The organism is Vibrio sp. Vf1514 (genome assembly GCF_052076135.1).
In the GTDB taxonomy this organism is placed as follows: Bacteria; Pseudomonadota; Gammaproteobacteria; order Enterobacterales; family Vibrionaceae; genus Vibrio; species Vibrio furnissii.
This window is the reverse complement of the sequence record NZ_CP197267.1, coordinates 630,808-650,335: the sequence shown is the minus strand read 5'-3', so window position 1 is coordinate 650,335 and position 19,528 is coordinate 630,808. Positions and strand designations below refer to the sequence as shown.

Below are 19,528 nucleotides of genomic sequence, written 5' to 3'. Positions count from 1 at the left end.
TATTCTTTGTGCAGTTTTTCGAGTCTGGCCGACGGTTTTTATCATCGCTTTTTTCGATTAACTTAATCTATTTATTTCGCTTTTTTTCAAAACCAAAACTGTACTATAGTTCGTCTCGTTATTACACGGACCAAGTTGCAAATTCTATGTCAACTCGGAACAAACCATTAATCTTAGGAGCAAAAAAATGGTACTAGTAGGTCGTCAAGCCCCTGATTTTACAGCTGCAGCTGTTCTAGGTAACGGTGAAATCGTTGATAACTTCAACTTCGCAGAATTCACTAAAGGTAAGAAAGCGGTTGTTTTCTTCTACCCACTAGATTTCACTTTCGTTTGCCCATCTGAACTGATCGCATTCGACAAACGTTTCGAAGACTTCAAAGCGAAAGGCGTTGAAGTGATCGGCGTATCGATCGATTCACAGTTCTCTCACAACGCATGGCGTAACACTGCCGTTGAAAATGGCGGTATCGGTGAAGTGCAATACCCACTGGTTGCTGACGTGAAACACGAAATCGTTAAAGCATACGATGTAGAGCACCCAGAAGCGGGCGTTGCTTTCCGTGGTTCATTCCTGATCGACGAAGAAGGCGTTGTCCGTCACCAAGTCGTGAACGACCTGCCACTTGGCCGTAACATTGACGAAATGCTACGCATGGTTGACGCGCTGAACTTCCACCAAACTCACGGTGAAGTATGTCCAGCACAGTGGGAAGAAGGTAAAGCCGGTATGAAAGATTCGCCAGCAGGCGTTGCGGCTTACCTGTCTGAGCACACTGCAGACCTTGGTAAAAAGTAATTGAAAAACTTAAACACCCGCGCTCAATTCGGGTTTGTGGTTGGAATCTTATAAGCGAAAAACGCAACGCCAATCAGTTTAAGTAAAGTCATCATCAAGCCCCGGACACTGTCCGGGGCTTTTTTGTGCGCAAAGCCGCCCATTTGAGGAAATCCGCCCCGCAAAGTTTACCCCTATTTCTCACGCCCAGCAGACAGACGAAGCCGCTCTGGCTTGCTACACTTCGCGCACTGTTTCTCATCGGTGATCTGACATGACTTATCAACTTGAAGTGTGTATCGACAACATTGAATCATTGCACAACGCGATCGCGGGCGGCGCCACGCGCATCGAGCTGTGTTCGGCTTTGGCGCTCGGCGGGTTAACCCCCAGCGTTGGCTTGATGCAGCAAGCCGCGAAGGCCGCCACCATTCCGGTGTACGCCATGATTCGTCCTCGTCAGGGCGATTTCTTTTACAGCGATGAAGAGGTGGCGATCATGACCTCAGACATTCACGCGGCGCACCAAGCGGGGCTGCAAGGTGTGGTATTGGGACTCCTCAATCAAGATGGCAGCATTGATGCGGGTCGCAGCCAAACGTTGGTCTCATTGGCGCAATCGTTGGGGTTGGGCGTCACCTTTCACCGCGCGTTTGATCAGTGCAGCGATGCCTTTGCCGCGCTGGAAACGGTCATTTCACTGGGGTGCGAACGCATTCTCACCTCCGGTTTGGCGCGCACTGCACCGCTTGGCACCGAGATGCTGACTGCGCTGGTTCAACGCAGCGCCGGACGCATTGCGATCATGGCGGGTGCCGGTGTCAACGCCGAAAACGTCAGCCAACTGGCGCAAGCAACGGGCGTGACCGAACTGCACTTGTCGGGCAAAACCACTCGGGCCAGCCACATGCAGTTTGTGGCGCACGAAAGCAAAATGGGCGCCAGCGACCAAGATGACTTCATTGTGCCGATCACCGATACCGAGGCGATTCGCCGCACGGCATTCGCACTCAAATCCATCCGCTAGCGCAGTTTGTCCCCTCCCTTGGTGCTATGATTTTGCTATCAACGGAGGGAACCATGGCTAAATTAAAACGCAAATTTTATGAACACGAGCTCGAACGCCTGCAAGTTGAGCTGGTGAAACTGCAAGAGTGGGTGAAGCACGAAAAGCTCAAAGTCATCGTCATTTTCGAAGGCCGTGATGCGGCTGGCAAAGGCGGTGTCATCAAACGCATCACCGAAAAACTCAACCCGCGGGTGTGTCGCGTGGCTGCCTTGCCAGCTCCCACTGAGAAAGAGAAAACCCAATGGTATTTTCAGCGCTATGTCGCGCATTTGCCGGCGGGCGGTGAAATGGTGCTATTTGACCGCAGCTGGTACAACCGCGCTGGGGTTGAGAAGGTGATGGGCTTTTGCACCGATGAGGAATACGAAGAGTTTCTTCGAGCGTGCCCGGAATTTGAGCGTATGCTGCAACGTTCCGGCATTATCCTGCTCAAATACTGGTTTTCCGTCTCCGATGAAGAGCAAGAAAAACGCTTTCTGGAACGGATCAAAACCCCAATCAAACGCTGGAAGTTCAGCCCAATGGATTTGGAATCCCGCCATCGCTGGGTCGATTACTCCAAAGCCAAAGACAAGATGTTCGCCTACACTGACACCAAACATTGCCCGTGGTGGGTGGTACCATCGGACGATAAACGCCGCGCACGCCTCAACTGCATCAGCCACCTGCTAAGCCAGATTGACTACCGCAATGTTGAATATCCGCCAGTCACACTGCCAGCGTTGAATCAAGAGGGCTACGTTCGCGCCCCCGTCGATGAACAGACGTTTGTGCCGTTCACGTACTGATGAGAGCAGTATTAGCGCAGGGCGTCGTTGATGCCCTGATCGCCTAAATGACGCACGTCTTTGCCTTTGACAAAATAGATGATGTATTCGCAGATGTTCTGGCAGCGATCCCCCACTCGTTCAATCGAGCGTGCTGACCACATGACTTGCAGAATGTGCGGAATATTTTTCGGGTCTTCCATCATGTAAGTCATCAACTGACGGATCACCGCTTCGTACTCTTTATCCAGCTTGTCATCAAGCTTGTACACTTCCGCCGCCGATTCCACATCCATGCGCGCAAATGCGTCCAGTACTTGATGCAGCATCGCAATCGCCTGACGGCACAACGGCTCCAATGACACCTGAAACTTGCTCTCTTTGGTCGACGGACTTTCAATGGCCACATACGCCATTTTGGTCGCCACATCGCCGATACGTTCAAGATCCGTAATGGTTTTGATGATCGCCATGATCAGGCGCAGATCTTTGGCCGTGGGCTGACGCTTGGCAATGATGCGTGTGCAAGCTTCATCGATCGACACTTCCATCGCATTGACTTTGTGATCATCGCGCACCACTTTGCGGGCCAGTTCAATGTCATCTTTATTGAGTGCCTGCATGGCAAACGACAACTGCTGCTCCACCAATCCCCCCATGGTTAAGACATGAGTTCGAATAGACTCCAGCTCAACGTTAAACTGCCCTGAGATATGTCGTCCTAATTGCATGATGAATCCTTTGCTGTTGCCGGTTAACCGTATCGCCCAGTAATGTAGTCTTCGGTCTGTTTTTTCAATGGGGAGGTGAAAATAGAATCGGTATCTGAGTACTCGATCAATTTTCCCATATGGATGAAAGCGGTGTGGTCGCTGACCCGCGCTGCCTGTTGCATATTGTGCGTTACAATCACTACAGTGTACTTGGTTTTCAGATCGTGAATCAGCTCTTCAATCGTAAGCGTCGAAATCGGATCCAGTGCCGACGTCGGTTCATCGAGCAACAACACTTCCGGCTCAATCGCGATCGCGCGCGCAATCACCAGTCGCTGCTGCTGACCGCCCGACAAGCCAAACGCATTTTCATGCAAGCGGTTTTTGACCTCATCCCACAAGGCCGCCGCGCGCAGTGAATGCTCCACGGCATCGTCTAGCGTGCGACTGTTTTTGATCCCTTGCAAGCGCAATCCATACACCACGTTTTCATAAATGGATTTCGGAAACGGGTTCGGACGCTGAAACACCATGCCGACACGGCGACGCAGCGTCGGTACATCCACCTCCGGCAGGTAAACATTCTTGCCATGTAGCTTCACCTCACCTTCCACACGGCAGCCTTCCACCAGATCGTTCATTCGATTGATGCAGCGCAGCAGGGTCGATTTACCACAGCCCGACGGACCGATAAAAGCGGTCACCTGACCTTTGGGAATTCGCATCGAAATATCGTTTAGCGCACGGGTCTGGTTGTAGTACAGATTTAACCCTTCGATCGCGATGGCGGTCTGTTTATCGGTTAAATTGTTGACGTCCAGAGGCGATTGGTACCCCAGTGTTTGGTTGACAGAAAACATGTTTAATCTTGTCCTAAGGTTCGATATTTCTCTCGTAAGTTATTACGAATGCTGATGGCGGTGAGGTTCAATGCCACAATCACCGTCACCAGTAAGAAAGAGGTGGCGTACACCAACGGCCGCGCGGCCTCAATGTTGGTGGTTTGAAACCCGACGTCATAGATGTGAAATCCCAAGTGCATGAACTTGCGCTCTAGGTGCACAAACGGAAACTCACCATCCACTGGCAAGCTCGACGCCAGTTTCACTGCGCCCACCAGCATCAGCGGCGCCACTTCGCCAGCGGCGCGTGCAATCGCCAGAATTAATCCTGTAATCATAGCAGGACTCGCCATCGGCAGAACAATGCGCCAGATGGTTTCAAATTGAGTAGCGCCAAGCGCCAATGACCCATGACGGACGGATAGCGGAATGCGGGTTAACCCCTCTTCGGTCGCCACAATCACCACCGGCAACGTCAACACCGCCAGCGTTAATGCCGACCACAACAGGCCCGGCGTCCCAAACGTTGGAGCAGGCAAACGCTCGGCATAAAACAGGCTATCGATGGAGGCGCCGATGGTATAGACAAAAAAGCCCAAACCAAACACACCGTACACAATCGACGGCACCCCAGCGAGGTTGATCACCGCCACCCGAATGATGCGAGTCAACGCGTTATCTTTGGCGTATTCATGCAAGTACACAGCCGCCACAACGCCCAGCGGCATGACAATAATCGACATGATCAGCACCAAAAACACGGTGCCAAAAATGGCGGGGAACACGCCCCCTTCGGAGTTCGACTCGCGCGGGTCCTCCGACAAAAACGCCCATGCTTGTTTGCCCCACTGGCCAATTTTCTGCAGCACACTCATGTCGTTCGGAAACCAGTAATCCAAGATCTGGCTGAGCGGAATGCGCACCCTATCGCCTTTCATATCTTGCGCAATCAGCGCCTGGCGTTCCATCTGAGTGCGCAGCAAATCGAGATGTTCTTCCGCTTTGGCCAATTGCTGTTCCAACTGACCTTTGCGCGTTTGGTACAAGGCCAGATACGCCTCATCCAAGCGATGATTCAATTCACGGCGGCGCTTCTCCAGCCGCAGTTTTTCAATACTGCTGCCGATCACTCGAATCTGTTCATTGACCACCCGATCGATCTGCTCACGCAGCGCATTGGCTTGTTCAATCCCTTGCGCGAGCAAAATGTCCACGTGTTCACTGACATGACCGTTCACTTGTTCATAGCCAATCGGTTTGCCATAGAACTGACCATCGCGCGCGCGTTCAATGACCATCCAACCCTGGGGTTTGGTCGGCTCCGACAACTCGAGGCTGAGCATCGAGACAAAATCCGCGCCATACAATTCCCGGTTGGCAACTTTGATGCTCAAACGCTTTGCACTGCCTTTTGCTTCCACCGCATCAGGTAAATCTACGCCCATTTCGATGAGGTGACTCACGGGCACCGACTCGGTCGCATACAATCGCCCCACCAAGCGTTGGCCATGATTATCTTGCCATTGATACAGTGGCCCCGGCCAAAAATAGGTCAGCCCTTTCCAACCAATCAGCAGCAGCAGGCCAAGCACGGAGATCAAACTGATACTGACCGCACCGCCGGTTAACCATATCCAAGGGGCTCCGGAACGGACCCAATTCATTGTTTTCATCGCAGACGCCCCACTACAACGCCCGGTACTTGGCTCGCAGGCGCTGACGCACCCATTCAGCCAAGGAGTTCACGGCAAACGTGAAGATAAACAGCAGCAAAGCTGCCAAGAAAAGCAGACGGAAATGCGAGCTGCCCACTTCGGATTCCGGCAATTCCACCGCAATGGTCGCCGAAAGCGTGCGCATGCCTTCCAAAATGTTCCAATCGAGAATCGGGGTGTTCCCGGTCGCCATCAACACGATCATGGTTTCCCCGACCGCGCGGCCCAGCCCCATCATCACCGCCGAAAATATACCCGGGCTTGCGGTGAGGAGCACCACATGCGTCAAGGTCTGCCACGGCGTGGCGCCCAGCGCCAACGACCCATCCGACAGGTGTTTGGGTACCGAGAAAATCGCATCTTCGGCAATGGTAAAAATGGTGGGGATCACCGCAAAGCCCATCGCAAAGCCGACCACCAACGCATTGCGCTGATCAAAGTCGATGCCGTGCTGCGCCAGATACACGCGCACATCGCCATGAAAGAGCCACTGCTCAATCTCAGCGCTGTAGGACAAAATGGTCACCGACAGCATCAGCAGCACCGGGATTAAAATCAGCGCATGCCAGCCGCCAGCCATTTTACGTAGCCACGCCTTGGGCAGTTGCGACCACAGCAGGCCAACGACCATGGTCGACAAGGGCAAGCACACCATCAGCGCCACAATCGAGGTCAGATGATTTTCCACCAGCGGCGCAAACCACAAGCCCGCCAAAAAGCCGATGATCACTGTCGGCAATGCTTCCATCAATTCAATGCTGGGTTTCACCACGCGGCGCATTTTCGGCGCCATAAAATAGGCCGTATAAATCGCGCCAAACACCGCCACCGGCACCGCAAAAAGCATGGCGTAAAAGGCCGCTTTCAGCGTGCCAAAGGCAATTGGCACCAAGCTGAACTTGGCTTCAAACTCGTCACTGGCCGATGTCGATTGCCACACGTACTGCGGCTCGGGGTAACTCTCGTACCACACCTTTTGCCACAACGACGAAAACGACACTTCCGGGTAGCCGCTATCCACTTTCGCCACGCTGATGGTGCCGCGATCATAGCTTGCCAAATAGCGCTCATTTTTGGACATCGCCGCCAGCACCGGCGCTTGTTGATACGCACGTTCAAAGATCACCAACTTTTCACTGGTGGTGTAATGACTTTGTACCGTGCCGTTGCGATAGAAACTGAAAAAGCCTTTGCGATAGGTATCGGGCAACAAAAACTGCACTTCGGAAGCGAGTTTAAAGTCACGAATCAACGTAAAATGGCGCTCGCCCTGTTTGAGCACGTCAAACCATTGCGTCACCAAGCCATCACGATGTGTCACCAACAGTGAATAGGCGCCCGACAGCAAATTGATGTTCTCCACCGCGTGTTTTTGCTGACCTTGGCTGAGATCGACAATCTCGCGCACCTGATAGCGGTCATGCACTCGTTGCGAAATCACCAGTTCAGAACCACTGCGCAGATACAAGGTTTGACCATCCGGCGTCAGCAGGAGCTGGTCGAGCTGTTCAAACGGTGAGGGAAAAGTAAATTGCTGCGTCACGTGCGGCGCATCCAAGCTGACCCAATGCACCGACACCTGTTTGTCTGATTGATACACGGCGAAAAATGCGTGCGTATCGCCAACCGCGACACTCAAGCGCGAAATGGTCAGCGGACGTGAAATCAATGCCCATTGGGCGGGTAGCGGTAAGATCTCTAATTCCGGCGTAAAGGCGCGCCCTTTTGCGGTCACCGAGTAGGTAAATTGTGGGCGAGCGACATAGACATGATTGTCGGCATCGGTTGCCGCAAACCAACCGCTGTCAGGCGAGGTTGTGGCGATGTGCACCGGCTCAAACGGCAACTGCTGGCTCCAACGCGGCAGGCTGCGCTCATGATTCAGCGCCCAAAACTCGGCTTTGCCGTGTTCGCCCACCACAAAAGCATTTTCGCCATATTCATCAATCGCCAGCATTTGCGGCGCGATCGTGGTGATCGGCTGGCTGGCAAAACCGGTCTCTAATTTGGCGTCGGAAAACAGCGGAAAAACCACCATCGCCAAGTAGACAAAAATGAGGATCAAAGCGCCAAGCACACTCACGCCACCGGCAGTCACTGCAAAACGAACAAGGCGATCTTTGATTAGTCGCTTGCGATCTCGTTCTTTCAATGAAAACTCGGCCTGTGCCATGAATCACTCTACCTTTTTAGTCCAAATAACATAATATTTCGAATAGGTGACAATTATATTACAAGTCACATTAAACAACTGAAAATAAAACAACTCTGCATACTAATCTGTTTTGCAATAAAAGTGTCACATTAAAACCCTAGTTTGCAGTGGTTCATAATTAAAATGTCACTAAACGTCGGAAGGTATGCCATGAGCGCGGAAAAGTTGTACATCGATAAGGAATTGAGTTGGCTTTCGTTCAATGAGCGGGTTTTGCAAGAAGCCGCCGATAAGACCGTGCCACTGGTCGAACGGATTCGATTTCTGGGGATTTTTTCCAACAACCTCGATGAGTTTTACAAAGTCCGCTTTTCGGATGTCAAACGACGCATTTTGATTAACCGCGAGCGTGGCGGCAACGACAGCTCTAAACATTTGCTCACCCGTATGCAGAGCAAAGCGTTCAAGCTCAATCAGGACTTTGACAACCTCTACGGGGAGATCATCCTCGAGATGGCGCGCCGCCGCATTTTTCTGGTCAACGAAACCCAATTGGATGAAGCGCAGCAACGCTGGATCGTCAAATATTTTCATAAGGAAGTGCTGCCGCACATCACCCCATTGTTGATGAAAGATGACATCGACGTACTGCAATTTCTCAAAGACGAATACGCTTACATCGCGGTTGATTTGAAAAAAGGCGACGATTCCCATTACGCGCTGATTGAGATCCCCACCGATCACCTGCCACGCTTTGTGATGGTGCCTGAGCAAAAAGGCAAACGACGCAAAACCATCATTCTGCTCGACAACATCATTCGCCACTGCCTAGACGACATTTTCCGCGGCTTTTTCGACTATGACACACTGGCCGGATACGCAATGAAGATGACCCGTGACGCGGAATATGACCTCAGCCACGAAGTCGAATACAGCCTGCTAGAACAGATGTCGGAAGGCTTGAGCCAGCGCCTGACGGCGATGCCGGTGCGCTTTGTCTATGAACACGACATGCCACAAGAGATGCTGCAATTCTTGTGCGAGAAACTCAAAATCTCCCACTACGACAGCTTGCTGCCGGGCGGTCGTTACCACAATTTCAAAGACTTCATCGGTTTTCCCAACGTCGGACGTGAATATCTCGAAAACCGCCCCTTGCCGCCGATGAAATGTGCCGATTTTGAAGGCTTTCCCAACGCTTTTGATGCCATTCGCGCCCAAGACATTTTGCTGCACTACCCGTACCACAGCTTTGAGCACATCACCGAACTGGTACGCCAAGCCGCATTCGATCCCAAAGTGGTCAGCATCAAAATCAACATCTACCGCGTGGCGAAAGATTCACGTCTGATGAATTCGTTGGTCGATGCAGTGCACAACGGCAAACGCGTGGTGGTGGTGGTGGAGCTGCAAGCACGCTTTGACGAGGAAGCCAACATCGAATGGTCGCGCGTGCTCACCGAAGCCGGTGTGCATGTGGTCTTTGGGACACCCGGCATGAAGATTCACGCCAAACTGCTGCTAATCACTCGCCGTGAAGCGGGCGAATTTATCCGCTACGCGCATATCGGCACCGGCAACTTTCACGAAAAAACGGCGCGCATTTATACCGATTTTTCTCTGCTGACCGCAGACCGCGAACTGACCACCGAAGTGCGCAATGTGTTTGGCTACATTGAAAACCCGTTCCGCCCAGTCAAATTCAATCACTTGATTGTGTCGCCACGCAACTCGCGCACCCAACTCTATCGCTTAATCGACACCGAAATCGCCAATGCCAAAGCAGGCAAAAAAGGCGCCATCACCCTCAAAGTGAATAACCTCGTCGACCGCGGCTTGGTGAATAAACTCTACGGCGCCAGCACCGCTGGCGTGCAAATCAAAATGATCATTCGCGGCATGTGTTCGCTGGTGCCGGGCATTGAAGGATTGAGCGACAACATTCGCATCATCAGCATCGTCGACCGCTTTCTGGAGCACCCGCGCGTTCTCATCACCCACAACGACGGCAATCCGCAGGTCTACATCTCTTCGGCCGACTGGATGACGCGAAACATCGATCACCGCATTGAAGTCACCGCGCCCGTACGTGACGAACGTCTGAAACAGCGTATGATAGACATCATCAATCTGCAGTTTACCGATACGGTCAAAGCGCGCGTGATCGACAAAGAGATGAGTAACCGCTACGTCAAACGCGGGAACCGCAAGAAAGTCCGTTCGCAACTCGCCATTTATGACTATCTTAAAAACGTAGAAAAACAAACGCGAACTCGGATTAAGGGGCAAACAGACATCCATGAACCAACCCAACATAACTCGTGACAATGTTGCGCGTGAAATTGCGGCCATCGATTTAGGGTCCAACAGTTTTCACATGGTGGTGGCCAAGGTGGTGGATCAGGATTTACAACTGATCAGTCGCCACAAACAGCGCGTGCGCATGGCCTCAGGACTCGATGCACAGAAGAACCTCGATCACGCAGCCATTGAACGGGGGTTGGAGTGTTTGGCCATGTTTGCCGAACGCCTGCAAGGGTTTGAACCCGAGAACGTGCGCATCGCGGCCACGCACACACTGCGTCAGGCCAACAACGCACATATTTTCATTCAACGCGCCCGCGAGGTGATGCCGTTTCCGATCGAAATCATTCCCGGCACTGAAGAAGCGCGCTTGATCTACTTGGGCGTGGCGCATACGCAGCCCCAAGCAGAATCGATGCTGGTGGTCGATATTGGCGGTGGCAGCACGGAAATGATCATCGGTAAAGGGTTTGAAGCGGAGCTGGTCAACAGCAAACAGATGGGCTGCGTGAGCTACACCGACCGCTACTTCGCCAACGGCAAACTGTCGAAAAAGAATTTTGCTCATGCCATTCTCGCCGCCGAACAAAAGCTGGAATCCATCGCCAGCAAATACCGCAAACTGGGCTGGCAAACCGCGTTTGGCTCATCCGGCACCGTGAAGGCAATTCACGAAGTGTTGGTTGGTCTGGGTCATGACGATGGCATCATCAATGCCGAACGGCTGCAAAAACTCATCGACAAACTGTGCGAATGGGATTCGATTGACGACATTCAGCTCGCCGGACTCACCGACGATCGCAAACCCGTGTTTGCCGCTGGCGTGGCGATTTTGGCTGCCATCTTCAAAGATTTCAAAATCAAAGAGATGTTCTTTTCCGACGGCGCCCTGCGTGAAGGCTTGCTGTACGAAATGGAAGAACGTTTCAAGTATTCCGATATTCGCCTGCGCACCACGGAAAATCTCGCCACTAAACATCTGGTCGATCTCGAACATGCGGCCAAAGTGAAAGGCCATGCGCGTGAGTTTCTCGATCAAGTCGCCGATGAGCTGGGGCTGAAAAAGAACAGCGAGCTGTTTGATCTGCTGGAATGGAGCGCGCTGCTACATGAAGTAGGCCTGAGCATCAGCTTGCAGGCGTTTCATCGTCACTCGGCCTACATTCTGCGCCACACCAACATGCCCGGCTTTAACAGCGAACAGCAACTGGTATTGTCCACGCTGGCGCGTTTTCAGCGCAAATCACTTAAGCTCAATGAAATGGCCGATTTTTCGCTGTTTAAGAAAAAGCACATTATCGGCCTGATTCGTGTGCTGCGCTTGTCGATTCTGCTCAATAGCCAGCGCAATGATGATCCGCTACCGGAGCTGAGCCTTACCGCGCACGATGATGAATGGAAACTCAAATGCGCCGATCACGAGTGGCTGGACAACAACAAGCTGCTGCATGCCGATTTGCTGACTGAGCAAGAATATTGGCGCAGTGTGGGCTGGCAACTGGATTTTTAATGTCATCCGTTCAAATCAGCCAATCTGTTCAACATGAAAAAGCCAGCGCGATGCTGGCTTTTTCATGTCATTCAATCCCAACTTTGGCAAGCTCTTCACGAGCAAACTCGGGCGAGATCGGAAGATAACCATCTTTGGCCACCAACGATTGCCCTTGTTGGGAGAAGATAAAGCGAATGAATTCGCGCTCAATGGGCGTCAGCGGCCGTGTCGGATGTTTGTTGACGTAGACATACAAATAACGCGACAACGGGTACTTGCCCGACAGAATATTGGCATGACTCGGTTCGACATAGTCGGTGCCTCGGCGCGCAATGGGGATCAATTTCACACCCGAAACGCGATACCCGACGCCGGAATAGCCTAGCGTGGTGATGGATGACGCCACCGACTGCACCACCGATGCCGACCCCGGTTGCTCGTTGACGTTGCGTTTGAAATCGCCGCCACACAGCGCATTTTGTTTAAAGTAACCGTAAGTTCCGGACACCGAGTTGCGCCCAAAGAGTTGAATGCCCCGCCGCGCCCATTCATAGGGCAAACCAAGTTCCGCCCACGTGGTCACAGAGTGGTTCGCGCCGCAGCGCAGTGTGGAAGAAAAAATGCTGTCGAGCTGAGTAAAGTTGAGCCCTTGGATGGGATTGTCTCGATGGACGAAAATGCCGATCGCATCAATCGCGACGCGCAGCGCGGTTGGTTTGTAGCCATGTGTGCGTTCAAACGCTTCAATTTCTCGCGTGCGCATCGGGCGGCTCATCGGCCCAAACTGCGCGGTGCCTTCAGCCAGCGCGGGAGGAGCGGTGGCCGAACCGGACGCTTGCACTTGACCGTTGACGTTCGGATAAATCGATTTAAATTCTTCGACCCACAGCGTCGTCATGCCCGCCAGCGTGTCGGACCCCACCGAGAGCAAACTGCCCGCCACACCAGTGTGTTTGTGATACTCCGGCAGCTCATCGGCCTGCGCTTGCGAAACCCAACCCAGCCACGCGGCAAGTACGAGGGTGAGACGCCACATCATTTCACCACCAGACGCTTAGGCAGCACAAACGAGAAGCGGCTCCCCACGCCCACGGTACTGTTAATCTCGAGATGCGAATCATGGTGGGACAAGGCGTGTTTCACAATCGCCAGCCCCAAGCCACTGCCGCCGGTATCGCGCGAGCGCGCTTTATCGACGCGATAAAAACGTTCGGTAAGGCGATGCAGGTGCTGCGGCTCAATGCCATCGCCTTTGTCTTCCACTTCCAAACAGGCGCCCTGCGGCGTTTGGAACCAGCGCACGTTAATTTCTGCGCCCGGCGGCGTGTATTTGACCGCGTTATAGACCAAGTTGGAAATGGCGCTGCGCAGTTGATCTTCATCGGCCAGCACGCGCAGCTGCTTATCGATGTCAAACTTGAGCTGATGCTGATCGTCACCGCTAAGGCTCACCGCCTCTTTTTCCAACACTTCGAGCATAGCCGGTACATCGACCACATCTTCCAATTCATGCATCGGCGCCGCTTCAATCTTCGACAGCGTGAGCAGTTGATTGACCAAGCTGTTCATGCGGTTGAGCTGCTCGGTCATCACGCCGTGCGCTTTGCCCCACATCGGCCCTACCAGCATGTCCGGATCTTCGGTCATTTCCAGATAACCTTGCAGCACCGTCATCGGTGTGCGTAGCTCGTGCGACACGTTCGCAAAGAAGTTACGGCGCATGCCTTCCAACTGTTTCAGTTGGGTCACGTCGCGCACCACCATCAGGTGTTCGCCTTCGGTGTACGGCACGATACGCAGTTCAAGGGAGCGCTCCACATTGAGCGGAGAACGCATCTCCAACGGCTCAGTGAAGTCATCTTTTTGCAGATATTTGATGAAATCCGGTGTGCGGATCAAGTTGGAAATCGGCTGCCCGGCATCGTCCGGCCAACGAAACCCCAGCAGATGCTGCGCCAGACGGTTGCACCACACGATATTGCCTTCACCGCGAAACACCACCACCGCATCGGGCAGCGATTCCGCCCCATTGCGAAAGCGGCGAATCAGGTTGGTTAACTCTTTGCGCTTTTTGCGCTGACGCTGCTGCAAACGATAAATGCCGTTAAACAGGTATTCCCAATTGCCGGACCCCGACGGCGGTGTCAGTCGCTTTTCATCCCACAACCACGCCGAGAGGCGCATTTGGTTGTGCAGATGCCACACAAGCTGCAACGCCGTGGCTGCCAACAGCAACCACGGCATGTATCCAAATATCCACCCGACCACAATCCATGGCAGGTAAAAAAAAGCCAGCTCCCAGGCCAGCTTTTTCCAAGTTAACCGTTCAACCATAATACTTCGCAGTGGATCCTCTTACGCTTTGGTTGAGAAACGATAGCCCGCGCCGCGCACGGTCTGAATCAGCTTGTCGTGACCCGCTTCTTCGAGGGCTTTACGCAGGCGACGAATGTGCACATCGACCGTGCGGTCTTCCACATACACATTGGTGCCCCATACGTTGTTCAGCAGTTGTTCGCGGCTGTACACACGCTCTTGGTGGGTCATAAAGAAGTGCAGCATTTTAAATTCGGTTGGGCCCATATCGAGTGGTGCGTCGTTGGCCGTGACACGGTGCGACACGGGATCCAGTTTCAGACCTTGCACATCAATGACATCTTCGAGTGCCGTGGGGGTCACGCGGCGAATCACCGCTTTGAGGCGAGCCACCAGCTCTTTAGGCGAGAAAGGTTTGGTAATGTAGTCGTCTGCACCCACTTCAAGGCCGCGGACTTTGTCTTCTTCTTCACCCCGCGCCGTGAGCATCACTACCGGAATGTTGCGTGTCAGCTCTTCGCGTTTCATATGTTTGATGAAGTTGATGCCACTACCGCCAGGTAACATCCAATCTAACAGAACGAGATCAGGGAAGGGTTCAGCCAGTTTGTTGACGGCAGTATCATAATCCTCTGCTTCCACGGCCTGGTAACCTTTTTGCTCAAGCACGAAACACAGCATTTCACGAATCGGCGCTTCGTCTTCAACAACCAGAATCCTTCTAGACATAATTGAATAACCTTTATTTTTAATCAACGCTACGCATTATGAGAAATGATTATGACACTTTTGTGACCATTGAAAACAATTTTTAATATAACTTTCTTATCAAATTCATCGTTCTATCTCAGTTGTATCAATCACGGAATTTTGAATTTGAGGTAAGACTTTAGCGCTGAAATCCCCTATGATGTGGGGCTTTCGAACAAGGAAAAGAAATAGATATGTGGTTTAAAAACTGTATGGTTTATCGCGTGAACCGCGAGATTGACTTCAATGCCGATCAGCTGGAAACACAACTGGCTGAGTTCCGTTTCACGCCATGTGGCAGCCAGGATAAACAGAAGTTTGGCTGGGTGCATGCGATGGGCAGACATGGCGACATGATGACTCACGTCAGCGAAGACCGCATTCTCATCTGTGCCAAGAAAGAAGAAAAAATGTTGCCAGCGTCGGTGATCAAAGACTCACTGAACGCCAAAGTGGAAGCGATGGAAGCCGAAGAAGGTCGCCCGCTGAAAAAGAAAGAAAAAGACAATATCAAAGAAGACATCATTGTCGATCTGCTGCCACGTGCGTTTAGCCGCAGCCACTTGACCCCAGTGCTGATCATGCCCAAACAGGGCCTGATTCTGGTCGATGCCAGCAGCTACAAAAAAGCCGAAGACGTCCTAGCGCTGCTGCGTAAAACCATGGGTAGCCTGCCTGTTGTCCCTGCGATTCCAGAAGTCGCAGTCGAAACCACACTGACCGAATGGGTCAAAGAAGGCAATCTGCCACAAGGCTTTAACTTGCTGGACGAAGCAGAGCTGAAATCGATTCTCGATGATGGCGCTACCGTACGTTGCAAGAAACAAGAGCTGTCGAGCGATGAGATTCTGAGCCACATCGCCGCCAACAAGGTGGTGACCAAGCTGTCCATCAACTGGCAAGATCGCATCAGCTTTATTCTGGCGGAAGATTGCAGCCTGAAACGTCTGGCATTCAGCGATGAACTCAAAGATCAAAACGAAGACATTCCTCGTGAAGATCAAGCTGCGCGTTTCGATGCCGATTTCTCACTAATGTGTGGTGAATTTGCGGTGTTCCTGCCGGATCTGTTCAACGCGCTTGGTGGCCTGCCACACGCTGACGCGTAACCCCTTCCCTCATCAGGCTTGCGTCTCACGACCAAGCCTGATGTTTGCTTGCAATCTCAACTGGTCATGCGCCCTCTTTTGGCGTAAAATTTGCGCCCCTTCCAATACCATCAGGTGGTATTGGCCTGACTTGAGATCAGATTGAGAATACAAGCAATGTCTACTGAAAAAACTTTCGTCCCTGAACTGCTGTCACCAGCAGGCAGCCTGAAAAACATGCGTTACGCGTTCGCATACGGTGCCGATGCCGTTTACGCTGGCCAGCCGCGTTACAGCCTTCGCGTGCGTAACAACGAATTCAACCACGAAAACCTGCAAATCGGTATTAACGAAGCGCATGCCTTGGGCAAAAAGTTTTACGTGGTGTGCAACATTCAACCGCACAACTCAAAACTCAAAACCTTCATTCGCGATCTGAAACCTGTGGTTGACATGGGCCCGGATGCGCTGATCATGTCAGACCCTGGCCTCATCATGATGGTGCGTGAAGCGTTCCCGGATATGGCGATTCACCTGTCAGTACAGGCGAACGCAGTGAACTGGGCGACCGTCAAATTCTGGGCAGCAAACGGCGTAGAGCGCGTGATCGTGTCTCGTGAGCTGTCACTGGAAGAGATCGAAGAGATCCGCGAGCACTGCCCAGAAACGGAACTGGAAGTGTTTGTACACGGCGCACTGTGCATGGCGTACTCAGGTCGTTGCCTGCTGTCTGGCTACATCAACAAACGTGACCCGAACCAAGGCACGTGCACCAACGCTTGCCGTTGGGAATACAAAGTTGAGAAAGGCAAAGAAGACGACGCAGGTCAGATCGTGGAAGAGTTCGATCCAAATGCGCCACAAGCGATTGAAGTGCAGGAAGAGCGCCCTGAAACCACCATCGGTCGTGGCAAGCCAATCGACGACGTGGTGCTATTGTCTGAAAGCCATCGTCCAGAAGAAAAAATGGCCGCGTTTGAAGATGAGCACTGCACTTACATCATGAACTCGAAAGACCTGCGTGCGGTTCAACACGTGGAACGTCTGACGAAGATGGGTGTGCACTCGCTGAAAATCGAAGGTCGAACTAAATCGTTCTACTACTGCGCACGTACCGCGCAGGTTTACCGTAAAGCGATTGATGACGCTGTCGCTGGCAAACCATTTGATGACACGCTGATGGGCACGCTGGAAAGCTTGGCGCACCGTGGTTACACCGAAGGTTTCCTTCGTCGTCACACGCACGACGCATACCAAAACTACGATTACGGCTACTCTGTATCCGACGCGCAGCAGTTCGTGGGTGAGTTCACGGGCAAACGCCGTGGCGACATGGTCGAAGTCGAAGTGAAGAACAAGTTCATCATTGGCGATAGCCTCGAGCTGATGACACCAAAAGGCAACGTGGTGTTCACGCTAGAAGCGATGGAAAACCGCAAAGGCGAAGCAACCGACGACGCGAAAGGCAATGGCCACTTCGTGTTCATCCCCGTTCCTCAGGACATGGATCTGGAATACGGCCTGCTGATGCGCAACCTTAATGCTGGTCAGGATACCCGTAACCCAACAGGCAAATAATTATGGCACTGCTAATCACAGGTAAATGCACCAACTGTGACATGTGCGAGCCGGAGTGCCCGAACGGCGCGATCTCGATGGGTGACAGCATCTACGAGATCAACCCGGATTTGTGTACCGAGTGCAAAGGCCACTACGACAAGCCCACGTGTGAGTCAGTGTGCCCGATCACCAACTGTATCATCACCGATCCAGCGCACATTGAAACGGACGAACAGCTGTTAGAAAAGTTCGTCATCATTCAGGGACTCGCCTGAGACAAAAAAACGGCCTCACCGGGCCGTTTTTTTATTGCTCTATTTTTATATAGCTGCATTTTTCATGGTTGCATTGTTGATGACGGCACTGTTGATGGCAGCACTCAGTTTATGGCTAGATGAGCGCCGTATTCACCACCAGCGCTTAGCTGTAGTCATCCAACTGAATCCGTGGCGCACGCAGGGCATTGAGCAGACACAAGAACGCCAATCCTGCCGCCAGCAAATAGCCGGTTTGGAACGCATCAATAATCACATCGCGTGGCGTGTCGAGCAGGGCCGTCAGCGAGCTTTGCGCATTGAATCCCGGGATCTGCGAATAGATCTGCGTGCCAAACACCGCCGTCCCCACCGACGCTCCCAACGAACGCGACAACCCGGCCATTGACGTAATGCGCCCCAAACTCGCTTTGCCAGCAATGGTTTGAATCGTAATTTGTGTCGAAGGCATGATGCTGCCGAGCCCCAAACAGCAGAAAAAGCCGATGGCGCTGACAATCGATGGGCTTAAATCCAACATTGCCAAAGCAAAAAATGCACTTGAACTGATCGACATTCCGCACACCGGCACCCACTTCGGCACACCAGTACGGGCAATCACTTTACCGGTGATAAACGAGCCACAAATCACCCCAGCCGAAAGCGGAATCATCAACATGCCCGATTGCGCCACGCTAACGCCCAACCCCACCTGCAAGAAAATTGGCAAGAAAAACACCAGCGCAAACAGACACGACGCAAACAAAAACGTGGAGATGAGCGGAATATGGATTTCTCGTTTTGCCAGCAACGCCAACGGCAGAAACGACTGCTTCACCCGTTTCTGCTGAATCAAAAACAGCACCACCAAGACGGCAAAAAGCCCAAGCAATCCAAAGCTCATGCGAGAATCCCAAGCAAAGTAATGCCCACCGGCCGACAGCCAGTAGATGATCACCGTCATCAAGCTCGGAAATAGCACCAGCCCGAGAATATCAATGCGCGTTTTGCTGGCGTGCTCTTGCGTCGATTGCAGTTTCGATAAGCGATAGAGCGCAAAGCCGACCAGCGGCAAGTTAATCCAGAACAACCAATGCCATGTCAAATAGGTCACGATGACCCCGCCAAGCACCGGCCCGCCGATGCTCGCCAGAGCAAACAGCGCTGAAAAATAGCCTTGGAAGCGTGCTCGTTGACGCGGCGGTACCAGCTCACCGATCAAGGCTTGCGACAGACTCATCAACCCGCCGCTGCCCAAGCCCTGCACAATGCGGCCTGCGACCAACAGCGGCATATTGACCGCCAACGCACACACGATGGAGCCGATGCCAAAAATACTCAGCGCAATGGCCAGCATTTTTTTGCGCCCATATTGGTCACCGAGCCAGCCATACACCGGCACAGACGCGGCGCCCGCCAACATGTAGCCGACCGCAATCCAAGAAGAGAGCTGCATATCGCCCAGATCGCGCACCATCGCAGGCGTCGCGGTGGCGAGCAGCGTTTGATCCACCGCAGCCAAAAACATCGGCAAAAAGACGGTAGTAAAAATCGTCAGAAAGGTTTTTTTATCAACGGGCTGTGACATAACGGCATCTAAGTGGTGAAAACGTCGCCATCATACACTGAACGCCTCCTCCCCATGCCAGAAAAGTGTTGTCCTGTGTAAAAAAAGGCCACCGAAGGTGGCCGAAAGAAAGCACTCAGTAAGGTAGAACCATTGAG

General features: G+C 52.6%; 16 protein-coding genes. 8 read left to right on the top strand and 8 right to left on the bottom strand.

From position 1 onward, the window contains the following. Nucleotides 1-187 precede the first annotated feature (187 nt). The 3 genes from ACS18Q_RS03065 to ppk2 all read left to right on the top strand — a co-directional run bounded on the left by ACS18Q_RS03065 (nucleotide 188) and on the right by ppk2 (nucleotide 2,635). On the top strand, nucleotides 188-799 hold the full coding sequence (locus tag ACS18Q_RS03065; protein ID WP_055465959.1) for a peroxiredoxin C: 612 nt from the start codon (nucleotides 188-190) through the stop codon (nucleotides 797-799). Between the two features lie 253 nt (nucleotides 800-1,052). Beyond that, nucleotides 1,053-1,805: a copper homeostasis protein CutC gene (locus ACS18Q_RS03060; RefSeq protein WP_238809881.1), complete on the top strand. Its 753-nt coding sequence runs from the start codon at nucleotides 1,053-1,055 to the stop codon at nucleotides 1,803-1,805. Nucleotides 1,806-1,858: 53 nt separating this feature from the next. After that, a complete protein-coding gene (ppk2, locus tag ACS18Q_RS03055; protein ID WP_441257363.1) occupies nucleotides 1,859-2,635 on the top strand; it encodes a polyphosphate kinase 2 in 777 nt (258 codons plus the stop codon). 11 nt (nucleotides 2,636-2,646) lie between these two features. Here the strand turns inward: ppk2 and phoU are convergent, their stop codons facing one another. From phoU to ACS18Q_RS03035, 4 genes are read right to left on the bottom strand one after another with little or no spacing between them, the layout of a single operon-like run. Next, a complete protein-coding gene (gene phoU / locus ACS18Q_RS03050; RefSeq protein ID WP_004729452.1) occupies nucleotides 2,647-3,345 on the bottom strand; it encodes a phosphate signaling complex protein PhoU in 699 nt (232 codons plus the stop codon). Nucleotides 3,346-3,368: 23 nt separating this feature from the next. Beyond that, nucleotides 3,369-4,187 (bottom strand): phosphate ABC transporter ATP-binding protein PstB, encoded by an 819-nt coding sequence (pstB, locus tag ACS18Q_RS03045; RefSeq protein ID WP_004729454.1) that lies wholly within the window; start codon nucleotides 4,185-4,187, stop codon nucleotides 3,369-3,371. Between the two features lie 2 nt (nucleotides 4,188-4,189). Further along, nucleotides 4,190-5,842 carry a phosphate ABC transporter permease PstA gene (gene pstA, locus ACS18Q_RS03040; protein ID WP_014205661.1) on the bottom strand — a complete coding sequence of 551 codons (1,653 nt, stop codon included), beginning with the start codon at nucleotides 5,840-5,842 and terminating at the stop codon, nucleotides 4,190-4,192. 13 nt (nucleotides 5,843-5,855) lie between these two features. Next, a complete protein-coding gene (locus ACS18Q_RS03035) occupies nucleotides 5,856-8,057 on the bottom strand; it encodes an ABC transporter permease subunit (protein ID WP_441257362.1) in 2,202 nt (733 codons plus the stop codon). A gap of 192 nt (nucleotides 8,058-8,249) precedes the next feature. Between ACS18Q_RS03035 and ppk1 the strand changes: the two genes are divergently transcribed. After that, on the top strand, nucleotides 8,250-10,364 hold the full coding sequence (gene ppk1 / locus ACS18Q_RS03030; RefSeq protein ID WP_014205663.1) for a polyphosphate kinase 1: 2,115 nt from the start codon (nucleotides 8,250-8,252) through the stop codon (nucleotides 10,362-10,364). Then, nucleotides 10,339-11,853 (top strand): exopolyphosphatase, encoded by a 1,515-nt coding sequence (gene ppx, locus ACS18Q_RS03025; protein WP_238819678.1) that lies wholly within the window; start codon nucleotides 10,339-10,341, stop codon nucleotides 11,851-11,853. Before ppk1 ends, ppx begins: the two co-directional genes overlap by 26 nt. A gap of 67 nt (nucleotides 11,854-11,920) precedes the next feature. Here ppx and ACS18Q_RS03020 read toward each other — a convergent pair whose 3' ends face one another. The 3 genes from ACS18Q_RS03020 to phoB are packed head-to-tail and all read right to left on the bottom strand — an operon-like array spanning nucleotide 11,921 to nucleotide 14,880. After that, nucleotides 11,921-12,874: a PstS family phosphate ABC transporter substrate-binding protein gene (locus ACS18Q_RS03020; RefSeq protein ID WP_394624282.1), complete on the bottom strand. Its 954-nt coding sequence runs from the start codon at nucleotides 12,872-12,874 to the stop codon at nucleotides 11,921-11,923. Further along, entirely contained in the window at nucleotides 12,871-14,169 is a 1,299-nt protein-coding gene (gene phoR, locus ACS18Q_RS03015; RefSeq protein ID WP_014205666.1) for a phosphate regulon sensor histidine kinase PhoR, read from the bottom strand. The genes ACS18Q_RS03020 and phoR overlap by 4 nt, the downstream gene beginning before the upstream one ends. A 21-nt stretch (nucleotides 14,170-14,190) precedes the next feature. After that, nucleotides 14,191-14,880 carry a phosphate regulon transcriptional regulator PhoB gene (gene phoB / locus ACS18Q_RS03010; protein WP_004729465.1) on the bottom strand — a complete coding sequence of 230 codons (690 nt, stop codon included), beginning with the start codon at nucleotides 14,878-14,880 and terminating at the stop codon, nucleotides 14,191-14,193. 215 nt (nucleotides 14,881-15,095) lie between these two features. Here phoB and rdgC point away from each other — a divergent pair, with 215 nt between their 5' ends. The 3 genes from rdgC (at nucleotide 15,096) to ACS18Q_RS02995 (ending at nucleotide 17,824) form a co-directional block, all read left to right on the top strand. Next, nucleotides 15,096-16,010, top strand: a complete 915-nt coding sequence (gene rdgC / locus ACS18Q_RS03005) for a recombination-associated protein RdgC (protein ID WP_014205668.1) — start codon at nucleotides 15,096-15,098, stop codon at nucleotides 16,008-16,010. 156 nt (nucleotides 16,011-16,166) lie between these two features. Next, a complete protein-coding gene (gene trhP, locus ACS18Q_RS03000) occupies nucleotides 16,167-17,567 on the top strand; it encodes a prephenate-dependent tRNA uridine(34) hydroxylase TrhP (RefSeq protein ID WP_441257361.1) in 1,401 nt (466 codons plus the stop codon). 2 nt (nucleotides 17,568-17,569) lie between these two features. Further along, nucleotides 17,570-17,824 carry a YfhL family 4Fe-4S dicluster ferredoxin gene (locus tag ACS18Q_RS02995; RefSeq protein ID WP_014205669.1) on the top strand — a complete coding sequence of 85 codons (255 nt, stop codon included), beginning with the start codon at nucleotides 17,570-17,572 and terminating at the stop codon, nucleotides 17,822-17,824. Nucleotides 17,825-17,969: 145 nt separating this feature from the next. On the opposite strand, the gene ACS18Q_RS02990 is transcribed toward ACS18Q_RS02995, so the two are convergent. Continuing rightward, entirely contained in the window at nucleotides 17,970-19,391 is a 1,422-nt protein-coding gene (locus ACS18Q_RS02990) for an MDR family MFS transporter (RefSeq protein ID WP_441257360.1), read from the bottom strand. Nucleotides 19,392-19,528: the final 137 nt, after the last annotated feature.

What these genes read in the sequence shown, in the direction of transcription:
- phoR (WP_014205666.1), bottom strand. Translation starts at nt 14,169, where the DNA reads ATGGTTGAACGGTTAACTTGGAAAAAGCTGGCCTGGGAGCTGGCTTTT.
- ACS18Q_RS03035 (WP_441257362.1), bottom strand. Translation starts at nt 8,057, where the DNA reads ATGGCACAGGCCGAGTTTTCATTGAAAGAACGAGATCGCAAGCGACTA.
- ACS18Q_RS02990 (WP_441257360.1), bottom strand. Translation starts at nt 19,391, where the DNA reads ATGTCACAGCCCGTTGATAAAAAAACCTTTCTGACGATTTTTACTACC.
- phoB (WP_004729465.1), bottom strand. Translation starts at nt 14,880, where the DNA reads ATGTCTAGAAGGATTCTGGTTGTTGAAGACGAAGCGCCGATTCGTGAA.
- ppx (WP_238819678.1), top strand. Translation starts at nt 10,339, where the DNA reads ATGAACCAACCCAACATAACTCGTGACAATGTTGCGCGTGAAATTGCG.
- phoU (WP_004729452.1), bottom strand. Translation starts at nt 3,345, where the DNA reads ATGCAATTAGGACGACATATCTCAGGGCAGTTTAACGTTGAGCTGGAG.
- ppk2 (WP_441257363.1), top strand. Translation starts at nt 1,859, where the DNA reads ATGGCTAAATTAAAACGCAAATTTTATGAACACGAGCTCGAACGCCTG.
- rdgC (WP_014205668.1), top strand. Translation starts at nt 15,096, where the DNA reads ATGTGGTTTAAAAACTGTATGGTTTATCGCGTGAACCGCGAGATTGAC.
- pstA (WP_014205661.1), bottom strand. Translation starts at nt 5,842, where the DNA reads ATGAAAACAATGAATTGGGTCCGTTCCGGAGCCCCTTGGATATGGTTA.
- pstB (WP_004729454.1), bottom strand. Translation starts at nt 4,187, where the DNA reads ATGTTTTCTGTCAACCAAACACTGGGGTACCAATCGCCTCTGGACGTC.
- ppk1 (WP_014205663.1), top strand. Translation starts at nt 8,250, where the DNA reads ATGAGCGCGGAAAAGTTGTACATCGATAAGGAATTGAGTTGGCTTTCG.
- ACS18Q_RS03060 (WP_238809881.1), top strand. Translation starts at nt 1,053, where the DNA reads ATGACTTATCAACTTGAAGTGTGTATCGACAACATTGAATCATTGCAC.
- ACS18Q_RS03065 (WP_055465959.1), top strand. Translation starts at nt 188, where the DNA reads ATGGTACTAGTAGGTCGTCAAGCCCCTGATTTTACAGCTGCAGCTGTT.
- trhP (WP_441257361.1), top strand. Translation starts at nt 16,167, where the DNA reads ATGTCTACTGAAAAAACTTTCGTCCCTGAACTGCTGTCACCAGCAGGC.
- ACS18Q_RS03020 (WP_394624282.1), bottom strand. Translation starts at nt 12,874, where the DNA reads ATGATGTGGCGTCTCACCCTCGTACTTGCCGCGTGGCTGGGTTGGGTT.
- ACS18Q_RS02995 (WP_014205669.1), top strand. Translation starts at nt 17,570, where the DNA reads ATGGCACTGCTAATCACAGGTAAATGCACCAACTGTGACATGTGCGAG.